This is a genomic window from Rhizobium sp. SG570 (genome assembly GCF_012275345.1).
GTDB classification, from domain to species: Bacteria; Pseudomonadota; Alphaproteobacteria; order Rhizobiales; family Rhizobiaceae; genus Rhizobium; species Rhizobium lusitanum.
Genome location: NZ_JAAZQI010000006.1, coordinates 1 through 14,414 on the forward strand (window position 1 = coordinate 1; position 14,414 = coordinate 14,414).

At 60.7% G+C, this 14,414-nt stretch carries 14 protein-coding genes; 3 read left to right on the forward strand and 11 right to left on the reverse strand.

Annotated elements, in window-relative coordinates; all coding sequences use genetic code 11:
• Positions 1–190: 190 nt before the first annotated feature.
• From FHT28_RS13765 to FHT28_RS13775, 3 genes are all read right to left on the reverse strand, one after another.
• Complete coding sequence (locus tag FHT28_RS13765) at positions 191–1,117, reverse strand: carbohydrate kinase (protein WP_037203086.1); 927 nt, start codon at positions 1,115–1,117, stop codon at positions 191–193.
• A 77-nt stretch (positions 1,118–1,194) separates the two neighbouring features.
• The gene (locus FHT28_RS13770) at positions 1,195–1,893 is read right to left on the reverse strand and encodes an orotate phosphoribosyltransferase (RefSeq protein ID WP_047556146.1); all 699 of its coding nucleotides are present in this window, start codon (positions 1,891–1,893) and stop codon (positions 1,195–1,197) included.
• 134 nt (positions 1,894–2,027) lie between these two features.
• The gene (locus tag FHT28_RS13775; RefSeq protein WP_168596526.1) at positions 2,028–2,678 is read right to left on the reverse strand and encodes a TetR/AcrR family transcriptional regulator; all 651 of its coding nucleotides are present in this window, start codon (positions 2,676–2,678) and stop codon (positions 2,028–2,030) included.
• A gap of 367 nt (positions 2,679–3,045) precedes the next feature.
• Here FHT28_RS13775 and FHT28_RS13780 point away from each other — a divergent pair, with 367 nt between their 5' ends.
• Complete coding sequence (locus FHT28_RS13780; RefSeq protein ID WP_168596527.1) at positions 3,046–3,525, forward strand: anthrone oxygenase family protein; 480 nt, start codon at positions 3,046–3,048, stop codon at positions 3,523–3,525.
• Between the two features lie 40 nt (positions 3,526–3,565).
• Here the strand turns inward: FHT28_RS13780 and FHT28_RS13785 are convergent, their stop codons facing one another.
• The 6 genes from FHT28_RS13785 to FHT28_RS13810 form a co-directional block, all read right to left on the reverse strand.
• A complete protein-coding gene (locus FHT28_RS13785; protein WP_168596528.1) occupies positions 3,566–4,717 on the reverse strand; it encodes a GGDEF domain-containing protein in 1,152 nt (383 codons plus the stop codon).
• 203 nt (positions 4,718–4,920) lie between these two features.
• Positions 4,921–5,961: a dihydroorotase gene (pyrC, locus tag FHT28_RS13790; protein WP_037203331.1), complete on the reverse strand. Its 1,041-nt coding sequence runs from the start codon at positions 5,959–5,961 to the stop codon at positions 4,921–4,923.
• 143 nt (positions 5,962–6,104) lie between these two features.
• On the reverse strand, positions 6,105–6,737 hold the full coding sequence (locus FHT28_RS13795; RefSeq protein WP_168596529.1) for a nucleoside triphosphate hydrolase: 633 nt from the start codon (positions 6,735–6,737) through the stop codon (positions 6,105–6,107).
• Entirely contained in the window at positions 6,734–7,543 is an 810-nt protein-coding gene (locus FHT28_RS13800; RefSeq protein ID WP_173410348.1) for an ATP-binding cassette domain-containing protein, read from the reverse strand. Before FHT28_RS13800 ends, FHT28_RS13795 begins: the two co-directional genes overlap by 4 nt.
• Entirely contained in the window at positions 7,519–8,583 is a 1,065-nt protein-coding gene (locus FHT28_RS13805; protein ID WP_037203076.1) for an ABC transporter permease, read from the reverse strand. Before FHT28_RS13805 ends, FHT28_RS13800 begins: the two co-directional genes overlap by 25 nt.
• A gap of 178 nt (positions 8,584–8,761) precedes the next feature.
• Positions 8,762–9,787: a sugar ABC transporter substrate-binding protein gene (locus FHT28_RS13810; RefSeq protein WP_037203075.1), complete on the reverse strand. Its 1,026-nt coding sequence runs from the start codon at positions 9,785–9,787 to the stop codon at positions 8,762–8,764.
• Positions 9,788–10,039: 252 nt separating this feature from the next.
• On the opposite strand from FHT28_RS13810, the gene FHT28_RS13815 reads away from it, so the two are divergent.
• Together FHT28_RS13815 and FHT28_RS13820 are read left to right on the forward strand one after the other, a co-directional pair.
• Positions 10,040–11,287: an ROK family transcriptional regulator gene (locus FHT28_RS13815; protein WP_037203074.1), complete on the forward strand. Its 1,248-nt coding sequence runs from the start codon at positions 10,040–10,042 to the stop codon at positions 11,285–11,287.
• Positions 11,271–11,705, forward strand: coding sequence for an RbsD/FucU family protein (locus FHT28_RS13820; protein WP_047556392.1), 435 nt, complete (start codon positions 11,271–11,273; stop codon positions 11,703–11,705). The genes FHT28_RS13815 and FHT28_RS13820 overlap by 17 nt, the downstream gene beginning before the upstream one ends.
• A gap of 314 nt (positions 11,706–12,019) precedes the next feature.
• Here the strand turns inward: FHT28_RS13820 and FHT28_RS13825 are convergent, their stop codons facing one another.
• Together FHT28_RS13825 and FHT28_RS13830 are read right to left on the reverse strand one after the other, a co-directional pair.
• The gene (locus tag FHT28_RS13825) at positions 12,020–13,057 is read right to left on the reverse strand and encodes a 4-hydroxyproline epimerase (RefSeq protein WP_037203072.1); all 1,038 of its coding nucleotides are present in this window, start codon (positions 13,055–13,057) and stop codon (positions 12,020–12,022) included.
• Positions 13,058–13,090: 33 nt separating this feature from the next.
• On the reverse strand, positions 13,091–14,338 hold the full coding sequence (locus tag FHT28_RS13830; protein ID WP_037203071.1) for an FAD-dependent oxidoreductase: 1,248 nt from the start codon (positions 14,336–14,338) through the stop codon (positions 13,091–13,093).
• Positions 14,339–14,414: the final 76 nt, after the last annotated feature.

Here is a 14,414-nt window from a genome sequence, read left to right on the forward strand (position 1 = left end):
AGATGCTGGCCTCCACTCCAGCCAACATCTTGAATCACAAATCAACCAAAAACGGAATCCCTTCCGATTCAGCTAAAAGCAGAAACGCTCTAGCGAGCCGCGCGAAGTAGTATTCTCCATCGTAAACGAAAGAGCCCGCCTGAAACATCAGGCGGGCTCTTTTATTGGAAGCCTTGAAATTTGAGCGAGCTCAGAGCCCGATCTCATGCGCCCAAGGCGGGTTTGCGCCGGCGCGCGATACGGTAACTGCCGCAGCCTTGGCGCCCAAAGCCAGGGCATGCTGCAATGCCTTCTCATCGAGCGCGGCAACCTGCGCCTTGGTCAGCAGGCCATTCATCTTCAGCGACGCCAGGATGCCTGCGTCGAAGGTGTCGCCTGCCCCGACCGTATCAACGACGGTGACGCGCTCGCTCGGCACGGAAACCTTCAGCGACTTCGTGTAGCCCGTCGCGCCCTCGGCACCCTTGGTGACGACGACCAGCTTGGCGCCCTGGTTCAGCCAATGCGCAGCCAGCTCATCGTGATTGCCAGCAATGCCGAACCATTCCAGGTCCTCGTCAGAGAATTTCAGGATATCGGACATGGCGGCCATGCGGCTGATGCGGCCCATATGCGCCTGCTTGTCCTTGATGAACCCCGGGCGGATGTTCGGATCGAGCGAGATGACCCGGCTTTGATATTCGCGCTTCATCAGCGCCTCGTAGGTCTCGCCGCATGGGTTGGGGATCAGGCTGATTGCACCGAAATGCAGGGCTTCGCAATCATCGCCGAGGGTCGGCAGGTCGGCTTCGGTGATCATGCGGCCGGCAGAGCCCTCATCGTAGAAGGCATAGGTAGCCTGGCCGTTGACGAGCTTGACGAAAGCGATCGTGCTCGGACGGGGAGCGATGGCGCAATAGCTGTAGTCCACCTTGGCGGCCGCAAGTGTCTCGCGCAGGATATCGCCCATCATGTCGTCGGCGATGCCGGTGAAGAAACCCGTGGGAACGCCGAGGCGGCCGAGCGCAATCGCGGTGTTGAAGATCGCGCCGCCGGCATAGGGGGCAAAGCCCTTTTCGCCCTGCGTCGTCTCCCGCGGCAGCATGTCGATCAAAGCTTCGCCACAGCACAATATCATTCCGGCCTCCCAAAGAGCGCGTCTGTCATGTCCAGTCTCAAAAATCGATTAGATAAATTCATGGCAAAAGCAAAGCATCACTTTTTGGGAAGCTCCGAAACGCCGCCATTCCGTCCCGACCAGGCAAGCGGCGCGTTGAGAAAGGCTTCGACTTCCTCGAGCGTCTTGTCGTCGAACAGGCTCTGTTCCCTGGCGACAGCAAGCACATCCCGCCAGGTGGCGATATGATGCAGGCGGACCTTGCCGTTGGCAAACCGCTCCTCGGCTTCGGGGAAGATATCATAATAGAACAGCGCCATGCCGTGCTCGACGATGCCGCCGGCGGCACGGATGGCATCGATGAAGGTGAACATGCTGCCGCCGGCCGTCGTCAGGTCCTCGATGACGAGCACGCGGGCGCCGTCGGGCATATGGCCTTCGATCTGCGAATTACGGCCATGGCCCTTCGGCTGCTTGCGGACATAGATCATCGGCAGGTTCAGCCGCTCGGCCAGGAAGGCAGCGAAGGGAATGCCAGCGGTCTCGCCGCCGGCGACGCAATCGAACTGCTCGAAGCCGGCATTGCGGACGATGAGGCTGGCGGCGAAATCCATGACCGTCGAGCGGATGCGCGGATAGGAGATCAGCTTGCGGCAATCGATATAGACCGGGCTCGCCATGCCGGAAGCCAGCCTGTAGGGCTTGTCAGCGCTGAAATGCACCGCCTTGATCTCCCAAAGCATCCTGGCCACCAACTCAGCCATGACGGCGCGATCGGAAAAAGTCATCTGGGTCATGCGGGCCTCCTTCGCAGCTGGAATGTTTCAGCGGCAATAGCAGCTAGCGGCAGCGGTTTCCAGACGAATAGACGGTTTTGCGTGCATCCGCCATCGGCATGGCCGGATTGCCAACATGCGACAGTTTGGAGCGTCTAGCGGACTGCGCCGAGATCGGCAGGCAGCATCGCCTTGAACAGCGCAATCGCCCTGTCGCCCTCTTCCCTCTCGATCGAGATCGCATAGCGAACCGCGGCTGCGACCAGCTGCATGGTCAATCGAGCGATCCGTGCGAGTTCCATATGATCGCGCTCCGGCCAGAGACGTTGAAGGACGGCAAGAAAGGCCTGCGAATGCCACTCCATGTCCTCGGCATCGACCTGCTGCAGCAGCTTGTCCGCCTGGGTGGCGTGCCAGATATCGCGCATCACGGGCTCGCCGAGAAACATGGCGTAGTAGCCGTCGATAATGCGGCCAAGCCCGGCCTGTAGATCGCCGCCGCTTTTTATCGCCACCAGCTCGTCCTCGACGCATTGGCGTCCCTGTTCGTTGAAGCGTTCAGCCAGGACGCGGATGATCGCTGTTTTATCGGGGAAATATTGATAGAGCGAGCCGAAGGACACATCCCCCTTCTCGACGATTTCTCCCATGCGCAGCGCATCGCTGCCATTCCTAGCGATCAGCTCCGTCGCCACGGCCAATATGCGCTCGACGCGTTCGCGGCCACGCTGCTGGCTGGGGATGCGACGCGGCGTTCCTGCCTCGTCCTTGCTGCGCCTGCGTCTCGCAACCGGTTCCTGCACCATCTCATTCCTCGTTCGTCACTGTTGACAGACAATATAAGAGAGTTTATCACATTTCACAAATGAGAGAATTTATCACATTTTGAACTGGAGGAGCTCGATATGCAGATCTCAACTGTCGCCATCATCGGCGGATTGGGAAAAACCGGCGGCCGCGTCGCCGACTGCCTGAGCCCCTTCCCGCTGAGATGACCGCCTTTGGGTTGCCACGAGAAACGACCGATCTCCCTCATGAACTCTTCACGCAGGTTCTGGACGGGCGCAATTCGCACGTTGCGGATGGCGTCAGACAGATCCCTGGGAGGCAGCCGAAGGGTTTTTCCGTTTATGCCCGCGAAACCGCCGCAACCGGCATCTGGAGTATCCAGTCATGACCTTTCCGATCACCAATATCGCCCTTATCGTCGCGGCGCTCAGCAGCGGCCTCCTCGCCGGCGTTTACTTCGCCTTCTCGACATTCATCATGCAGGCCTTTGCCCGCCTTCCCGCCGACCAGGGGGTCGCTGCCATGCAATCGATCAACACGACGATCGTGCGCTCGCCCTTCATCGTGCTGTTTCTGCTGACGGCCGCGCTGTCGGTGTTCGTTGCTATCATGGCGATCCTCTATTGGCGTGATGGTATCAGCATGCTGATGCTGACAGGCGCGGTGCTCTATATCGTCGCGAGCTTTCTTTCGACCATACTGTTCAACGTGCCGTTGAACGACGCACTGGACAAGGTCGATGGCCATACGGCGGAGGGCGCGCAACTATGGTCGACCTATCTCAGCGATTGGACGCGATGGAACCATGTGCGCGCGGTGGCATCGCTACTTGCAGCTTGCGCCTTCGTGCGAGCCCTGTTCTGATCAGTCGCGGTATGACAGGGCTTTTTATCGAAATGATCGATTAAACTGCGTGCAGATAGGCCGCGACCTCGACACGGTTGCGGCCGTTGCGCTTCGCCTCGTAGAGCGCCTTGTCGGCTGCGCGAAGGACATCATCGAAACCGACCCCTTCGACCGTGCCGGTCGCGACACCCGCGCTGACCGTGCAGGTCAAGTATTTGTCGTCAATGCTGATTGTTCGTGCCGCAAAAGCATCGCGCACCCGTTCGGCGACCTGCTCGGCGCGGCCGGGCAGCGTATTGTCGAGCACAAGCGCAAACTCCTCGCCGCCGAGCCGAGCCACCGTGTCCGAAGCGCGCAAGCCCGCGGATAGGTCCTGACCGAAAAATTTGAGCACGAGATCGCCGGCCGCGTGCCCATGCTGATCGTTGATCGTCTTGAAGCGATCGATGTCGAAGACGATGACAGCCATCGACGGACCGAAGGAGCGGCCCCCATGGAGATCGAAAAGCGCGCGGCGGTTTAGCAGTCCGGTCAGCGCATCGGTGATCGCCTCCTGCCGGTGCAGCGCGGCCTGACGCCATTGATGCAGAGCAAGCGACAGCGCGCCGATCCCGGTCATTCCGGCAATGCAGACGGCAAGGCTGAAATCCTCCGCCCAATTATCAGGCGCATGGCCAAGCACGAGCTTACCGTCCGCGATCAACATAGCCGCGCAAAGTGCAAAGGAGATCGCGGTCAATGTGTAAAGCGCGGTAATGCCATAGAGCGGCGTGGGTGCCTCATGGCGGCTCAGCCAATATTCACGCGCCGTCAACAGCAAGAGCAGGCTGATGACGACGTTCTCACCGATGAAAGCCAGACCGTCATAACCGACAAGCATGGCAGACACCGACACCGCGATACCGGGGAGGCAACCAAACAAGAAGCGAATTTTCGAAAGGCGGCGGGTGCGAAACTGGTGACCGGCCACCCAGACCGTCGCGAAACCGATGAAAAGCAACACAAAAGTCAGAACGGCGAAAATCGGCCGCGGCCTGTCGACATAGGCGCCATATATGAAAATGCCACCCACGATAGGCACCAGGCCGGCAGAGCACGTCAGCAGAAAAGTATCAGGCCGGCGAGAAAACCAGCTTCCCACCAATGTGACCGCGAGGCAGGTCGCGGAGACGCCGAGGGCGAGAAGGAGGGAATTGTAATCGACCAGCATCGTGCTCTTTCGACGGTCTCATCATTACCGTGGAGGGATCAATGACACGCTAGCCCTCAAGGGGTATCGAATTGGTTACGGCAAATAATAAAGAAAATACATTTCAATAAAATATACGTCTCATTTAGTGGCAAGACACGAATACTTTGCCGCCAATATTGCTCGTGAAATTCATTTATTGCTTATATTCACCGAACCTAAAATTAGGATTCAACGTCCCAATGTAACGGGAACATCGGGTCAAAAACAGTGACCGGACCGGCCCCGGTCTCGATCTTCGACGGGAATGTCACGGCATCGGGCCGGCGCACCAAGGTGATGCTGTCTTCATTGACAGGCAGTCCATACCAGGCCGGCCCGTTCAGCGAGGCAAAGGCCTCCAGCCTGTCCAGCGCATTCTCCTGCTCGAAGACATGCGCGAGGCAACTCATCGTGTTGATCGAAGTATAGATGCCGGCGCAGCCGCAGGCGCATTCCTTCAGCGGATCGACATGCGGCGCCGAATCCGTGCCGAGGAAGAACCTGATGTCGCCGCTCGTGGCGGCCGCGCGCAGCGCCAGGCGGTGGCTTTCCCGCTTGGCGACGGGCAGGCAATAGTAATGCGGACGAATGCCGCCGACGAGGATGGCGTTGCGGTTGATGATCAGATGATGCGTCGTGATGGAGCCGGCGAGATTGGCCTTTGCCGATTTGATGTAATTCACGCCGTCCGATGTCGTCACATGCTCCATCGTCACCTTCAACTCCGGCAGGCGCTTTCGCAACGGATCGAGCACGGTCTCGATGAACACGGCCTCGCGGTCGAAAATATCCACCTCCGGCGTCGTCACCTCGCCATGGACGCAGAGCGGCAGGCCGACCTTCGCCATGCGCTCCAATACCGGCATTGCATTGTCGAGATTGCGCACGCCGCCATGGGAATTGGTCGTAGCACCTGCTGGATAAAGCTTGACGGCCGTAATCAGGCCACTCGTCTTGCCCTCTTCGACATCGTCAGGGCTGGTATGTTCTGTGAGATAGAGCGTCATCAGCGGCTGGAAGCGGTCGCCGGCCGGCAAAGCCTTGAGTATGCGTTCACGATAGGCGGTCGCATCCGCCGTGGTCACGACCGGCGGCACGAGATTGGGCATGATGATGGCGCGGGCAAAATGCCTGGAGGTATCGCCGATCACGCCTTCGAGCATCGCTCCATCTCGCAGATGCAGATGCCAGTCATCGGGACGGCGGATGGAGAGCTTTTGCATGGACGCGACCTCTGGAAATGTAAGCACGATCTCGTCCGAAAACGCTTCACATTTTTCGGGATCATGCTTTGGGCTATCGCGCTTCGATAGCACCAACCGCCACCGCAAAACAATCCGCGACGGCGGTTAAATGACGGCGAGGTTCAGTCCTGCACGATGTCGATGGTGACATCGGCCGGGCGGCGGCTCTCCAGGATCAGCCGGCCGTTCGGCAGATCGTTGCCATAGACCTTGGCGCGGGCGGCCTCGTCGTCGAGATCATAGCCCTTCCAACGCTCCCAGAGCCGCTGCTCCAGAACCTCCATCGGCGGCGCCAGCATGATCGAATAGTCGAACATGCCCTCCAGCTCGGCCCATTTTCCCTGACTGAACAGCAGATAGTTTCCCTCGATCACGATGAACCGGTGATCCGGCGAAACGACGCGGGCCGATGCGATGGCAATCTCGCGTGAGCGGTCGAAGACCGGCACGAGCACCTCCTGATCGGCAGCCCGCACGGCCCTGACGATATCAAGAAAGGCGCGCACGTCGAAGCTCTCTGGCACGCCCTTCCGCTTCAAAAGCCCCTTTTCGATCAGGACGGCATTGTCCATGTGGAAGCCGTCCATCGGCAGAACCTCGGCGCTTTCGCCTTTGGCCTTCAACGCCTTGACGACGTTATCCGCCAATGTCGATTTGCCGGCGCCGGGTGGGCCGGCAATCGCCACCAGGATGCGTTTTGCGTCGCCGGCGCGCGCAATGATGTCGCCGGCAACGTCTTCGAGCGCAACACTCATGCAGCGACAGTCTCCGCCGGCGGAGCCTTGGCCCCGGTCATGAAGGCAACCGCATCCGACATAGTATAGTCCTTGGGATTGATGACGGTCAGACGGCGTCCGAGGCGATGGATATGGATGCGGTCCGCCACCTCGAAGACGTGAGGCATATTGTGCGAGATCAGCACGATCGGCAAGCCGCGAGCCCGCACGTCGAGGATGAGTTCGAGCACCTTGCGGCTTTCCTTGACGCCGAGTGCCGCCGTCGGTTCGTCCATGATGACGACCTTCGAGCCGAAGGCGGCGGCACGCGCCACGGCCACGCCCTGACGCTGGCCGCCGGAGAGCGTTTCCACCGCCTGATTGATGTTCTGAATCGTCATCAGGCCAAGCTCGGTGAGCTTGTCGCGGGCGCGCTTTTCCATCGCCGGCCGGTCGAGCATGCGGAACCAGGAGCCGAGGATGCCGGGCTTGCGGATTTCGCGACCGAGGAACATGTTGTCCGCAATCGAGAGCGCCGGCGACAGCGCCAGGTTCTGATAGACCGTTTCGATGCCGGCCTCGCGCGCTTCCATCGGCGACCTGAAATGGACAGGCTTGCCTTCCAGCCTGATCTCACCTTCATCGGGCGTGACCGCGCCGGAAATCGCCTTGATCAGCGAGGATTTTCCGGCGCCGTTGTCGCCGATGACGGCAAGAATTTCGCCGGGATAGAGATCGAAATCGGCATTGTCGAGCGCGGTCACGCGTCCATAGCGCTTGACGAGGCCACGCGCGGTGAGAAGGGGTTCGCCAGTCGTGGTCATGCCGATACCTTTCTGATCCATTGATCGATCGCGACGGCGCCGATGATCAGCACGCCCGTCAGGAGGACCTTCCACTGCGGATCGGCTCCGAGCATGTTGAGGCCCATGGAGACCACGCCGACGATCATCGCGCCGAACAGCGTGCCGAGGATCGAGCCACGGCCACCGAAGAGCGAGATGCCGCCGATCACGGTCGCGGTAATTGCCTGAAGATTGAAATCCGTCACAGCCGAAGAAGGCGAGACCGAGCCGTTACGGCCAATCGAAACCCAGGCGGCAAAGGCCGCGATCAGCCCCGAAACGCCGTAGACAGCGAGCAGCACCTTCTTGGTCTGGATGCCCGACAATTTCGCCGCCTCCGGATCATCGCCGACAGCATAGACATGCCGGCCCCAGGCGGTGTGATTGAGAATATACCATAGGCCCAGCACCAGGAGCACCATGGCTATGACACCGAGGGTCAGCACCGCACCACCGAGCCGGAAGCTGATGGCAAAGAAATGCAGCAGCGGCGCCTGTTCATCGACATCGGTATCGCGGATGGTTTCATTGGCCGAATAGATGAAATTCGTCGCCATGACGATATTCCACGTACCGAGCGTCACGATGAACGGCGGCAGCTTCATGTTGGCGACAAGGAAACCGTTGAGCAATCCACAGAGACCGCCCACGATCATGCCTGCCAAGATGGCGACAGGCGTCGGCAGGCCATAAGTGACGGCGACGTTGCCCATGACGACGGAGGAAATGACCATGATGACGCCGATCGACAGATCGATGCCGGCAGTCAGGATAACCAGCGTCTGCGCAGCGCCGAGAATGCCGACAATGGCGATCTGCTGCAGGATCAGCGTCAATGTGTAGGCGGAGAAGAAACGCCCGCCGATGGCAAAGCCGAAGATGATGATTGCCATCACCAATACGATCAACGGCACGGCGGCCGGTGTCGAATGCAAGAAATGCTGCATGCGTTTGAGAAGAGAGACATCCTGGTGCTCGAACGAGGCAACATTCTTGTCGCTGCCGTCGAGAACACGCTCGAATTCCTGTGCTCCGGTCATTGTATTCCTCCGCTGCCGCGCCGAATTATACGCGGAAACCGCCGGCTGTTGAAACCGGCCGAAGCGAGAGCCCGGCCGGCGTTGATGTCAGGAAGGTATGATCGCAAATCCAAGGACCGCTTCAGCGAAAAGTGTGAAGCCGTTTTCGGATAAGATCACGCCAAGTTCAGGATGAGGCTTAGCCCCAGCACTTGGCGGTGCCTTCCTTGGTGTCGATCGACTTCAGGCCAGGGACCGGCCTGTCCGTTACCAGCGAAACGCCGGTATCGAAGAAGGACTTGCCTTCGGTCGGCTTCGGCTTTGCGCCGGTGTCAGCGAACTTCTTGATCGCCTCGACGCCGAGGGCTGCCATCATCAGCGGATATTGCTGCGACGTCGCGCCGATCACGCCTTCCTTGACGGACTTGACGCCCGGGCAACCGCCGTCAACGGACACGATCAGAACCTGCTTTTCCAAGCCGACGGCCTTCAGGGCCTGGTAGGCGCCGACTGCAGCCGGTTCGTTGATGGTGTGGATGACGTTGATGCTCGAATTCTTCTGCAGGAGGTTTTCCATGGCCTTGCGGCCGCCTTCCTCATTGCCGTTGGTGACGTCATGGCCGACGATACGCGGATCGGTTTCGTCGCCGATCTTGTTCGGATCCTTCGGGTCGATGCCGAAGCCGATCATGAAGCCCTGGTCGCGCAGCACGTCGACGGAAGGCTGCGACGGCGTCAGATCCAGGAAGCCGACCTTGGCGTCCTTCACCTTGTCGCCCAGCGTTTCCTTCGCCCACTGACCGATGAGCTTGCCAGCAAGAAGATTGTCGGTTGCGAAGGTCGCGTCGGCGGCGTCAGCCGGCTCCAGCGGCGTGTCTAGCGCGATGACCAGCAGGCCGGCATCGCGTGCCTTCTTGACCGAGGAAACGATACCCTTGGTATCGGAGGCGGCGATCAGAATGCCCTTCGCGCCATCGGCGATGCAGCTTTCGATCGCGGCGACCTGGCTTTCGCTGTCACCATCGATCTTGCCGGCATAGGACTTCAGCGTCACGCCGAGTTCCTTCGCCTTGGCGGTCGCGCCTTCCTTCATCTTGACGAAGAAAGGGTTGGTGTCGGTCTTGGTGATGAGGCAGGCGGATACGCCAGCGGCCTTGGCCGGCACTGCAAAGGCGACGCCGATCGCCAGAGCGGCGAGCGCGGCGGAGATAACAGATTTTTTCATTCAATCCTCCCGATGTTTGAAAAGCCGGACCCTCCGGCAGTCACAGGCTCAGTCCGAACCCGATTTAAAGATGCGCCATGCCTGTCAGATTGTTTCCGGTGGACCTCCTCCAAGGTCATATGCACATCCTCGACGGCCCATATCTGAGCCTAAAGATTTCTCCCTGTCAATAAATAAATCGGATTGAATTATTAATTGGATGTGGCATTCTGCCGAAAAATAAGGCATGGCCATGGTGGAAGGAGCAGCCCCATGTCTCTCGTGCACGACCCGGAGGACACACCCACAGCACCTGTGATTCTCGACCCCAGCGGGGGCGCGAACCAGATTGGTGTGCGCGCCCATAACGAGCGGCTCGTGCTGTCGCTGGTGCGTCGCCATGGGGCGCTGTCGAAAGCGGATATCGCCCGACGCAGCGGCCTTTCGGCGCAGACCGTTTCCGTCATCATGCGGGAACTGGAGAAGGATGGGCTGCTCTCACGAGACGCGCCGGTGCGCGGCCGCGTCGGACAGCCATCCATCCCCATGCGGCTCAATCCCGATGCGGTGCTCTCCTTCGGCGTCAAGATCGGCCGCCGCAGTGCCGATCTGGTGCTGATGGATTTCGTCGGTAGCATCAGGATGCAACTTCATCAGATCTACCCTTATCCGTTGCCGCAGGACATCCTCTCCTTCGTCACGGCCAGCATCCAGGAGCTCGAGGGGCGGCTCAGCAACGAAGAGCGGCGGAAAATTGCCGGGATCGGCATTGCCGCGCCGTTCGAATTGTGGAACTGGGCGGAACAGGTGGGTGCACCGGCCGGAGCGATGGACGTATGGCGCGGCTTCAACCTGCAGACAGAGATCGCCTCGCGCGTTGCCTACCCCGTCTTCCTGCAGAACGACGCCACCAGCGCTTGCGGCGCCGAACTCGTCTTCGGTGTCGGCTCGCATTATCCGGACTTCGTCTATTTCTTCATCGGCTCCTTCCTCGGCGGCGGCATTGTCCTCAATTCCTCGATTTTCGTCGGGCGAACAGGCACAGCCGGCGCGCTCGGCCCGCTACCCGTGCGTGGCCGCAACGGCGAGAACCGCCAGCTTCTGGAAATCGCCTCGATCTTCGTGCTCGAAAACCTGTTGAAGGATCACGGCTTCGACCCGCGTCCGCTCTGGTACTCGGCCAACGACTGGGTCGATTTCGGCGAGCCTTTGGAAATCTGGATTCAGGACACGGCCAAGGCGCTGGCGCAGGCGATCGTCGCATGCGCCTCGGTCATCGATTTCAGCGCCGCCGTCATCGACGGCGGCTTTCCACATTGGGTGCGGGAACGCGTGGTGCGCGCAACCATCAAGGCCGCTTCGGAGCTGGACTTGCAGGGCGTCGTCATGCCCGACATTATCGAAGGCGCGGTCGGGCCGCAGGCACGTGCCATCGGCGGCGCCAGCCTGCCGATCTTCGCCCGCTACCTCATCGACCAGAACGTCCTCTTCAAGGAGATAGAGCATGCTGAAGGGCATTGACCCGCTGTTGAGCCCCGAGCTTTTGGCGACCCTACGCGCCATGGGCCACGGCGACGAGATAGCCCTCGTGGACGGCAATTATCCCGGCCTCGAACACGGGCGCCGCCTCATCCGCCTCGACGGCCACGGCGTCATTCGCGTGCTTGACGCCGTGCTCAGCGTCCTGCCGATCGACGATTTCGTGCCGCAGGCGATCTTCCGGGCGACCGTCCGCCAGGATCGCGACGCAGTCGATCCCGTCCATGCCGAAATGATCGAGTGCTGCGCGCGGCACGTGCCCGACATCAAGGTCGTGCCATTGCTGCCGGCGGAGTTCTACGAGCGCGTCAAACAGGCGCACGCGCTGATACAGACCAGTGAGCCCAGGCTCTATGGCAATATCATCCTGCGCAAGGGCGTAATTTATCCGAAGGGATAGCGAGGCCCCCTCGCCCAAAGCCCCTCATCTGGCCCATCGGCCACCTTCTCCCCGCACGCGGGGCGAAGGAGATGGGCGCACCCACAGCCTTCTTTCCGGCCAATTGCTCTGACGAGACTTAGAGCAATTCCAGGAAAAGTGCGTAGCGGTTTTCCGTCCGGAATTGCGTAAAAACAATAGCATAGAGCGGTCAGGCGATTCCGTGAAACGCGTAACCGCTCTAGAAGTAGTCCCCTCTCCCCGTCGAGACGGGGAGAGGGTTAGGGTGAGGGGCAAAACTCTCTATGCGAACGGAACCGATTCCTTGTCCGCCCTTAAATATCGCCCGCCGAGGGCCCCCAGACATCCGTCATCGCAAAGCCCTCTGCCATCGGATCGAAGGGATCGAGCGCGACCTGGCTCAAGCCGAAGGTGAAGCCCCGGCCGGTGATGGTGGGGATGATGGCCGGTTTGCCGGCAACTTCGGTCACCGCCTGCAGGCCCACCTCGAACTCCGAACCGATGATCGAGCGGGACTTGAAGACATCGCCGACCTTGGCCTTGCCGCGCGCATGCAGCGTCGCCAGATTGGCGGAATTGCCGGTGCCGCAGGGCGAGCGATCGGCGCGGCCGGGCCACATGGTCGTGCATGTGCGGATGGCGCCATCGGCATCGATGTCGCGGAACATCACATAGGCAACGCCGGAGATCGCCGGGATTTCCGGATGGACGACCAACATGGTGCGGTTGATCAAGTCCTTGAGGATCATGCCCGCCTGAACGAGCGATGCGGCATTGGCCTTCTCGATCGTCAGGCCGATCTGGCCGACATCGACGAGCCCATAGAAAATACCGCCGTAGCAGAGGTCGAGCTTGATCCTGCCCCATTGCGGCGTGTCGATCTCGACATCCAGCTCATGCACGAAGGAGGGCACCATGGTCAACCGCACCTTCTCGCAGCGGCCGTCGCGGCAGGTGGCGGTTGCCCTGACCAGACCGGCGGCGGTTTCGAGCGTCACCACCGTTTCCGGCTCCTTCATCTCGACGATGCCGGATTCAAGCAGTGCCGTGGTCACGCAGATGGAATTGGAGCCGGAGCTTGCATGCGCCTGATCGGGCTGCAGGATGATGAAGGCGGCATCGGCATCGGGATGCTTGGCCGGCAGCAGCAGGTTGACGGAACCGATCGGCGCGCCGCGCGGCTCCAGCACCAGGAAGCGACGCAACTCCTCGCCCTTCGGATCGGAGTTCAGCCAATGCAATTGCTCGGCAATGCTGTTGCCGGGAATCTTCGGCACGCCGCCGATGGCAACCCGGCCGATCTCGCCCTCGCAATGAACGTCCAGCAACTGGATCGTGCGTTTCCATCTCATATCGTTTGCTCCAATCCGGACATCGGTCTTGTCCTAGTAGCGGTTGATGCGGAACGGCGTCATATCGACAGCAGGGGCGATGCCGGTCATCATATCGGCCATCAGCCGTGCTGTCGTCGCCGAAAAGGTCAGCCCGAGATGACCGTGGCCGGTCGCGTACCAGACACCCGGGACACGCGACGAAGGCGAGATGATCGGGATCGTATCCGGCAATGCCGGGCGATGACCCATCCAATCCTTGGCATCTTCCACCTGCAATCCGGGCAACGCTCTTTGGGCGTGACGAACGAGAATGCGGGGACGGCGATAATCCGGCGGCGCATCGAGGCCAGCCAGCTCGACGTTACCGCCGACGCGGATGCCGCCGGCCGTGGGCGTCACCATGAAGGCGCGACGCGGCCAGATGATGGAATAGCGCATGGCGATGCCGGGCTTCATGATCTGTGTGTGATAGCCTCTTTCGGTCTCCAGCGGGATCGGCTCGCCGAGGGCCGAGGCGATGAAGCGCGTGCGCACGCCGGCGGCCAGCACGACATCATTGGCTTGAAGCCGGGTTCCATTCTCGAACAGCACAGCCACGTCGCCGTCCGACTGACGCTCTACGGTTCGCACCGCGCCGGAGACGAAGGTCGCACCAAGAGCCTTTGCCGCCTCCATCAGCGTGAGCACCAGCTTATACGGATCGCGGATGGATTTGTTATCCGGCAGCAGCACGGCCTTGGCGATGGAGGGAGATAAAGCCGGTTCGTGATCGCGGATTTCCGCGCCGGCGAGAACCTTGTATTCCATGCCATAGCGCTGCATCAGCTCGAGGTGCGCGCGGTCGCCGGCAAATTCCGCTTCGGTCTCGTAAATCGAGAGGCACCCCTCCTCTGTCATCAGGTCAGGCGCGCCAGCGGCGGCGAGCATCGCCCTGAAATCGGAAAGGGCATGACGCGAGAGGCTCATGCCGGCATCCTCGATTTCGCGGAGCCGCGACGGGCGACCGGCGGCGACGAAACGCAGAAACCACGGCAGCATTCTCAGAGCGTAGGAGGGCCTGAGCCACACAGGCCCTTCCGGATCCAGCAGCCAGCCCGGAATCTTCGACCAGGTGGAGGGGCCGGAACCGGCGGCAAAATCGAGCGCGATGCTTGCCATATTGCCGAAGGAGGTGCCCTCCCCCGGCCCCGCCTTGTCCACCAATGTCACCTGCCGGCCACGCCGCTGCAATTCCAACGCGATCGCCGCGCCGATGACGCCGGCGCCGACAATGATGACCGTACGCTTGTTTTCGCCCATGCCGAAATCCTACCCACAAAGTGCCGCCATGTCCGATATGGCGCGACTCTGTGATATATCAGATCAAGCAGACTGG

Bases quoted from the DNA above. Each gene is read 5' to 3' on its own strand.
- FHT28_RS13805 (WP_037203076.1), bottom strand. From the start codon at position 8,583: ATGACCGGAGCACAGGAATTCGAGCGTGTTCTCGACGGCAGCGACAAG.
- FHT28_RS13830 (WP_037203071.1), bottom strand. From the start codon at position 14,338: ATGGGCGAAAACAAGCGTACGGTCATCATTGTCGGCGCCGGCGTCATC.
- FHT28_RS13825 (WP_037203072.1), bottom strand. From the start codon at position 13,057: ATGAGATGGAAACGCACGATCCAGTTGCTGGACGTTCATTGCGAGGGC.
- pyrC (WP_037203331.1), bottom strand. From the start codon at position 5,961: ATGCAAAAGCTCTCCATCCGCCGTCCCGATGACTGGCATCTGCATCTG.
- FHT28_RS13795 (WP_168596529.1), bottom strand. From the start codon at position 6,737: ATGAGTGTTGCGCTCGAAGACGTTGCCGGCGACATCATTGCGCGCGCC.
- FHT28_RS13785 (WP_168596528.1), bottom strand. From the start codon at position 4,717: ATGCTGGTCGATTACAATTCCCTCCTTCTCGCCCTCGGCGTCTCCGCG.
- FHT28_RS13770 (WP_047556146.1), bottom strand. From the start codon at position 1,893: ATGACCCAGATGACTTTTTCCGATCGCGCCGTCATGGCTGAGTTGGTG.
- FHT28_RS13810 (WP_037203075.1), bottom strand. From the start codon at position 9,787: ATGAAAAAATCTGTTATCTCCGCCGCGCTCGCCGCTCTGGCGATCGGC.
- FHT28_RS13815 (WP_037203074.1), top strand. From the start codon at position 10,040: ATGTCTCTCGTGCACGACCCGGAGGACACACCCACAGCACCTGTGATT.
- FHT28_RS13775 (WP_168596526.1), bottom strand. From the start codon at position 2,678: ATGGTGCAGGAACCGGTTGCGAGACGCAGGCGCAGCAAGGACGAGGCA.
- FHT28_RS13780 (WP_168596527.1), top strand. From the start codon at position 3,046: ATGACCTTTCCGATCACCAATATCGCCCTTATCGTCGCGGCGCTCAGC.
- FHT28_RS13765 (WP_037203086.1), bottom strand. From the start codon at position 1,117: ATGATATTGTGCTGTGGCGAAGCTTTGATCGACATGCTGCCGCGGGAG.
- FHT28_RS13820 (WP_047556392.1), top strand. From the start codon at position 11,271: ATGCTGAAGGGCATTGACCCGCTGTTGAGCCCCGAGCTTTTGGCGACC.
- FHT28_RS13800 (WP_173410348.1), bottom strand. From the start codon at position 7,543: ATGGATCAGAAAGGTATCGGCATGACCACGACTGGCGAACCCCTTCTC.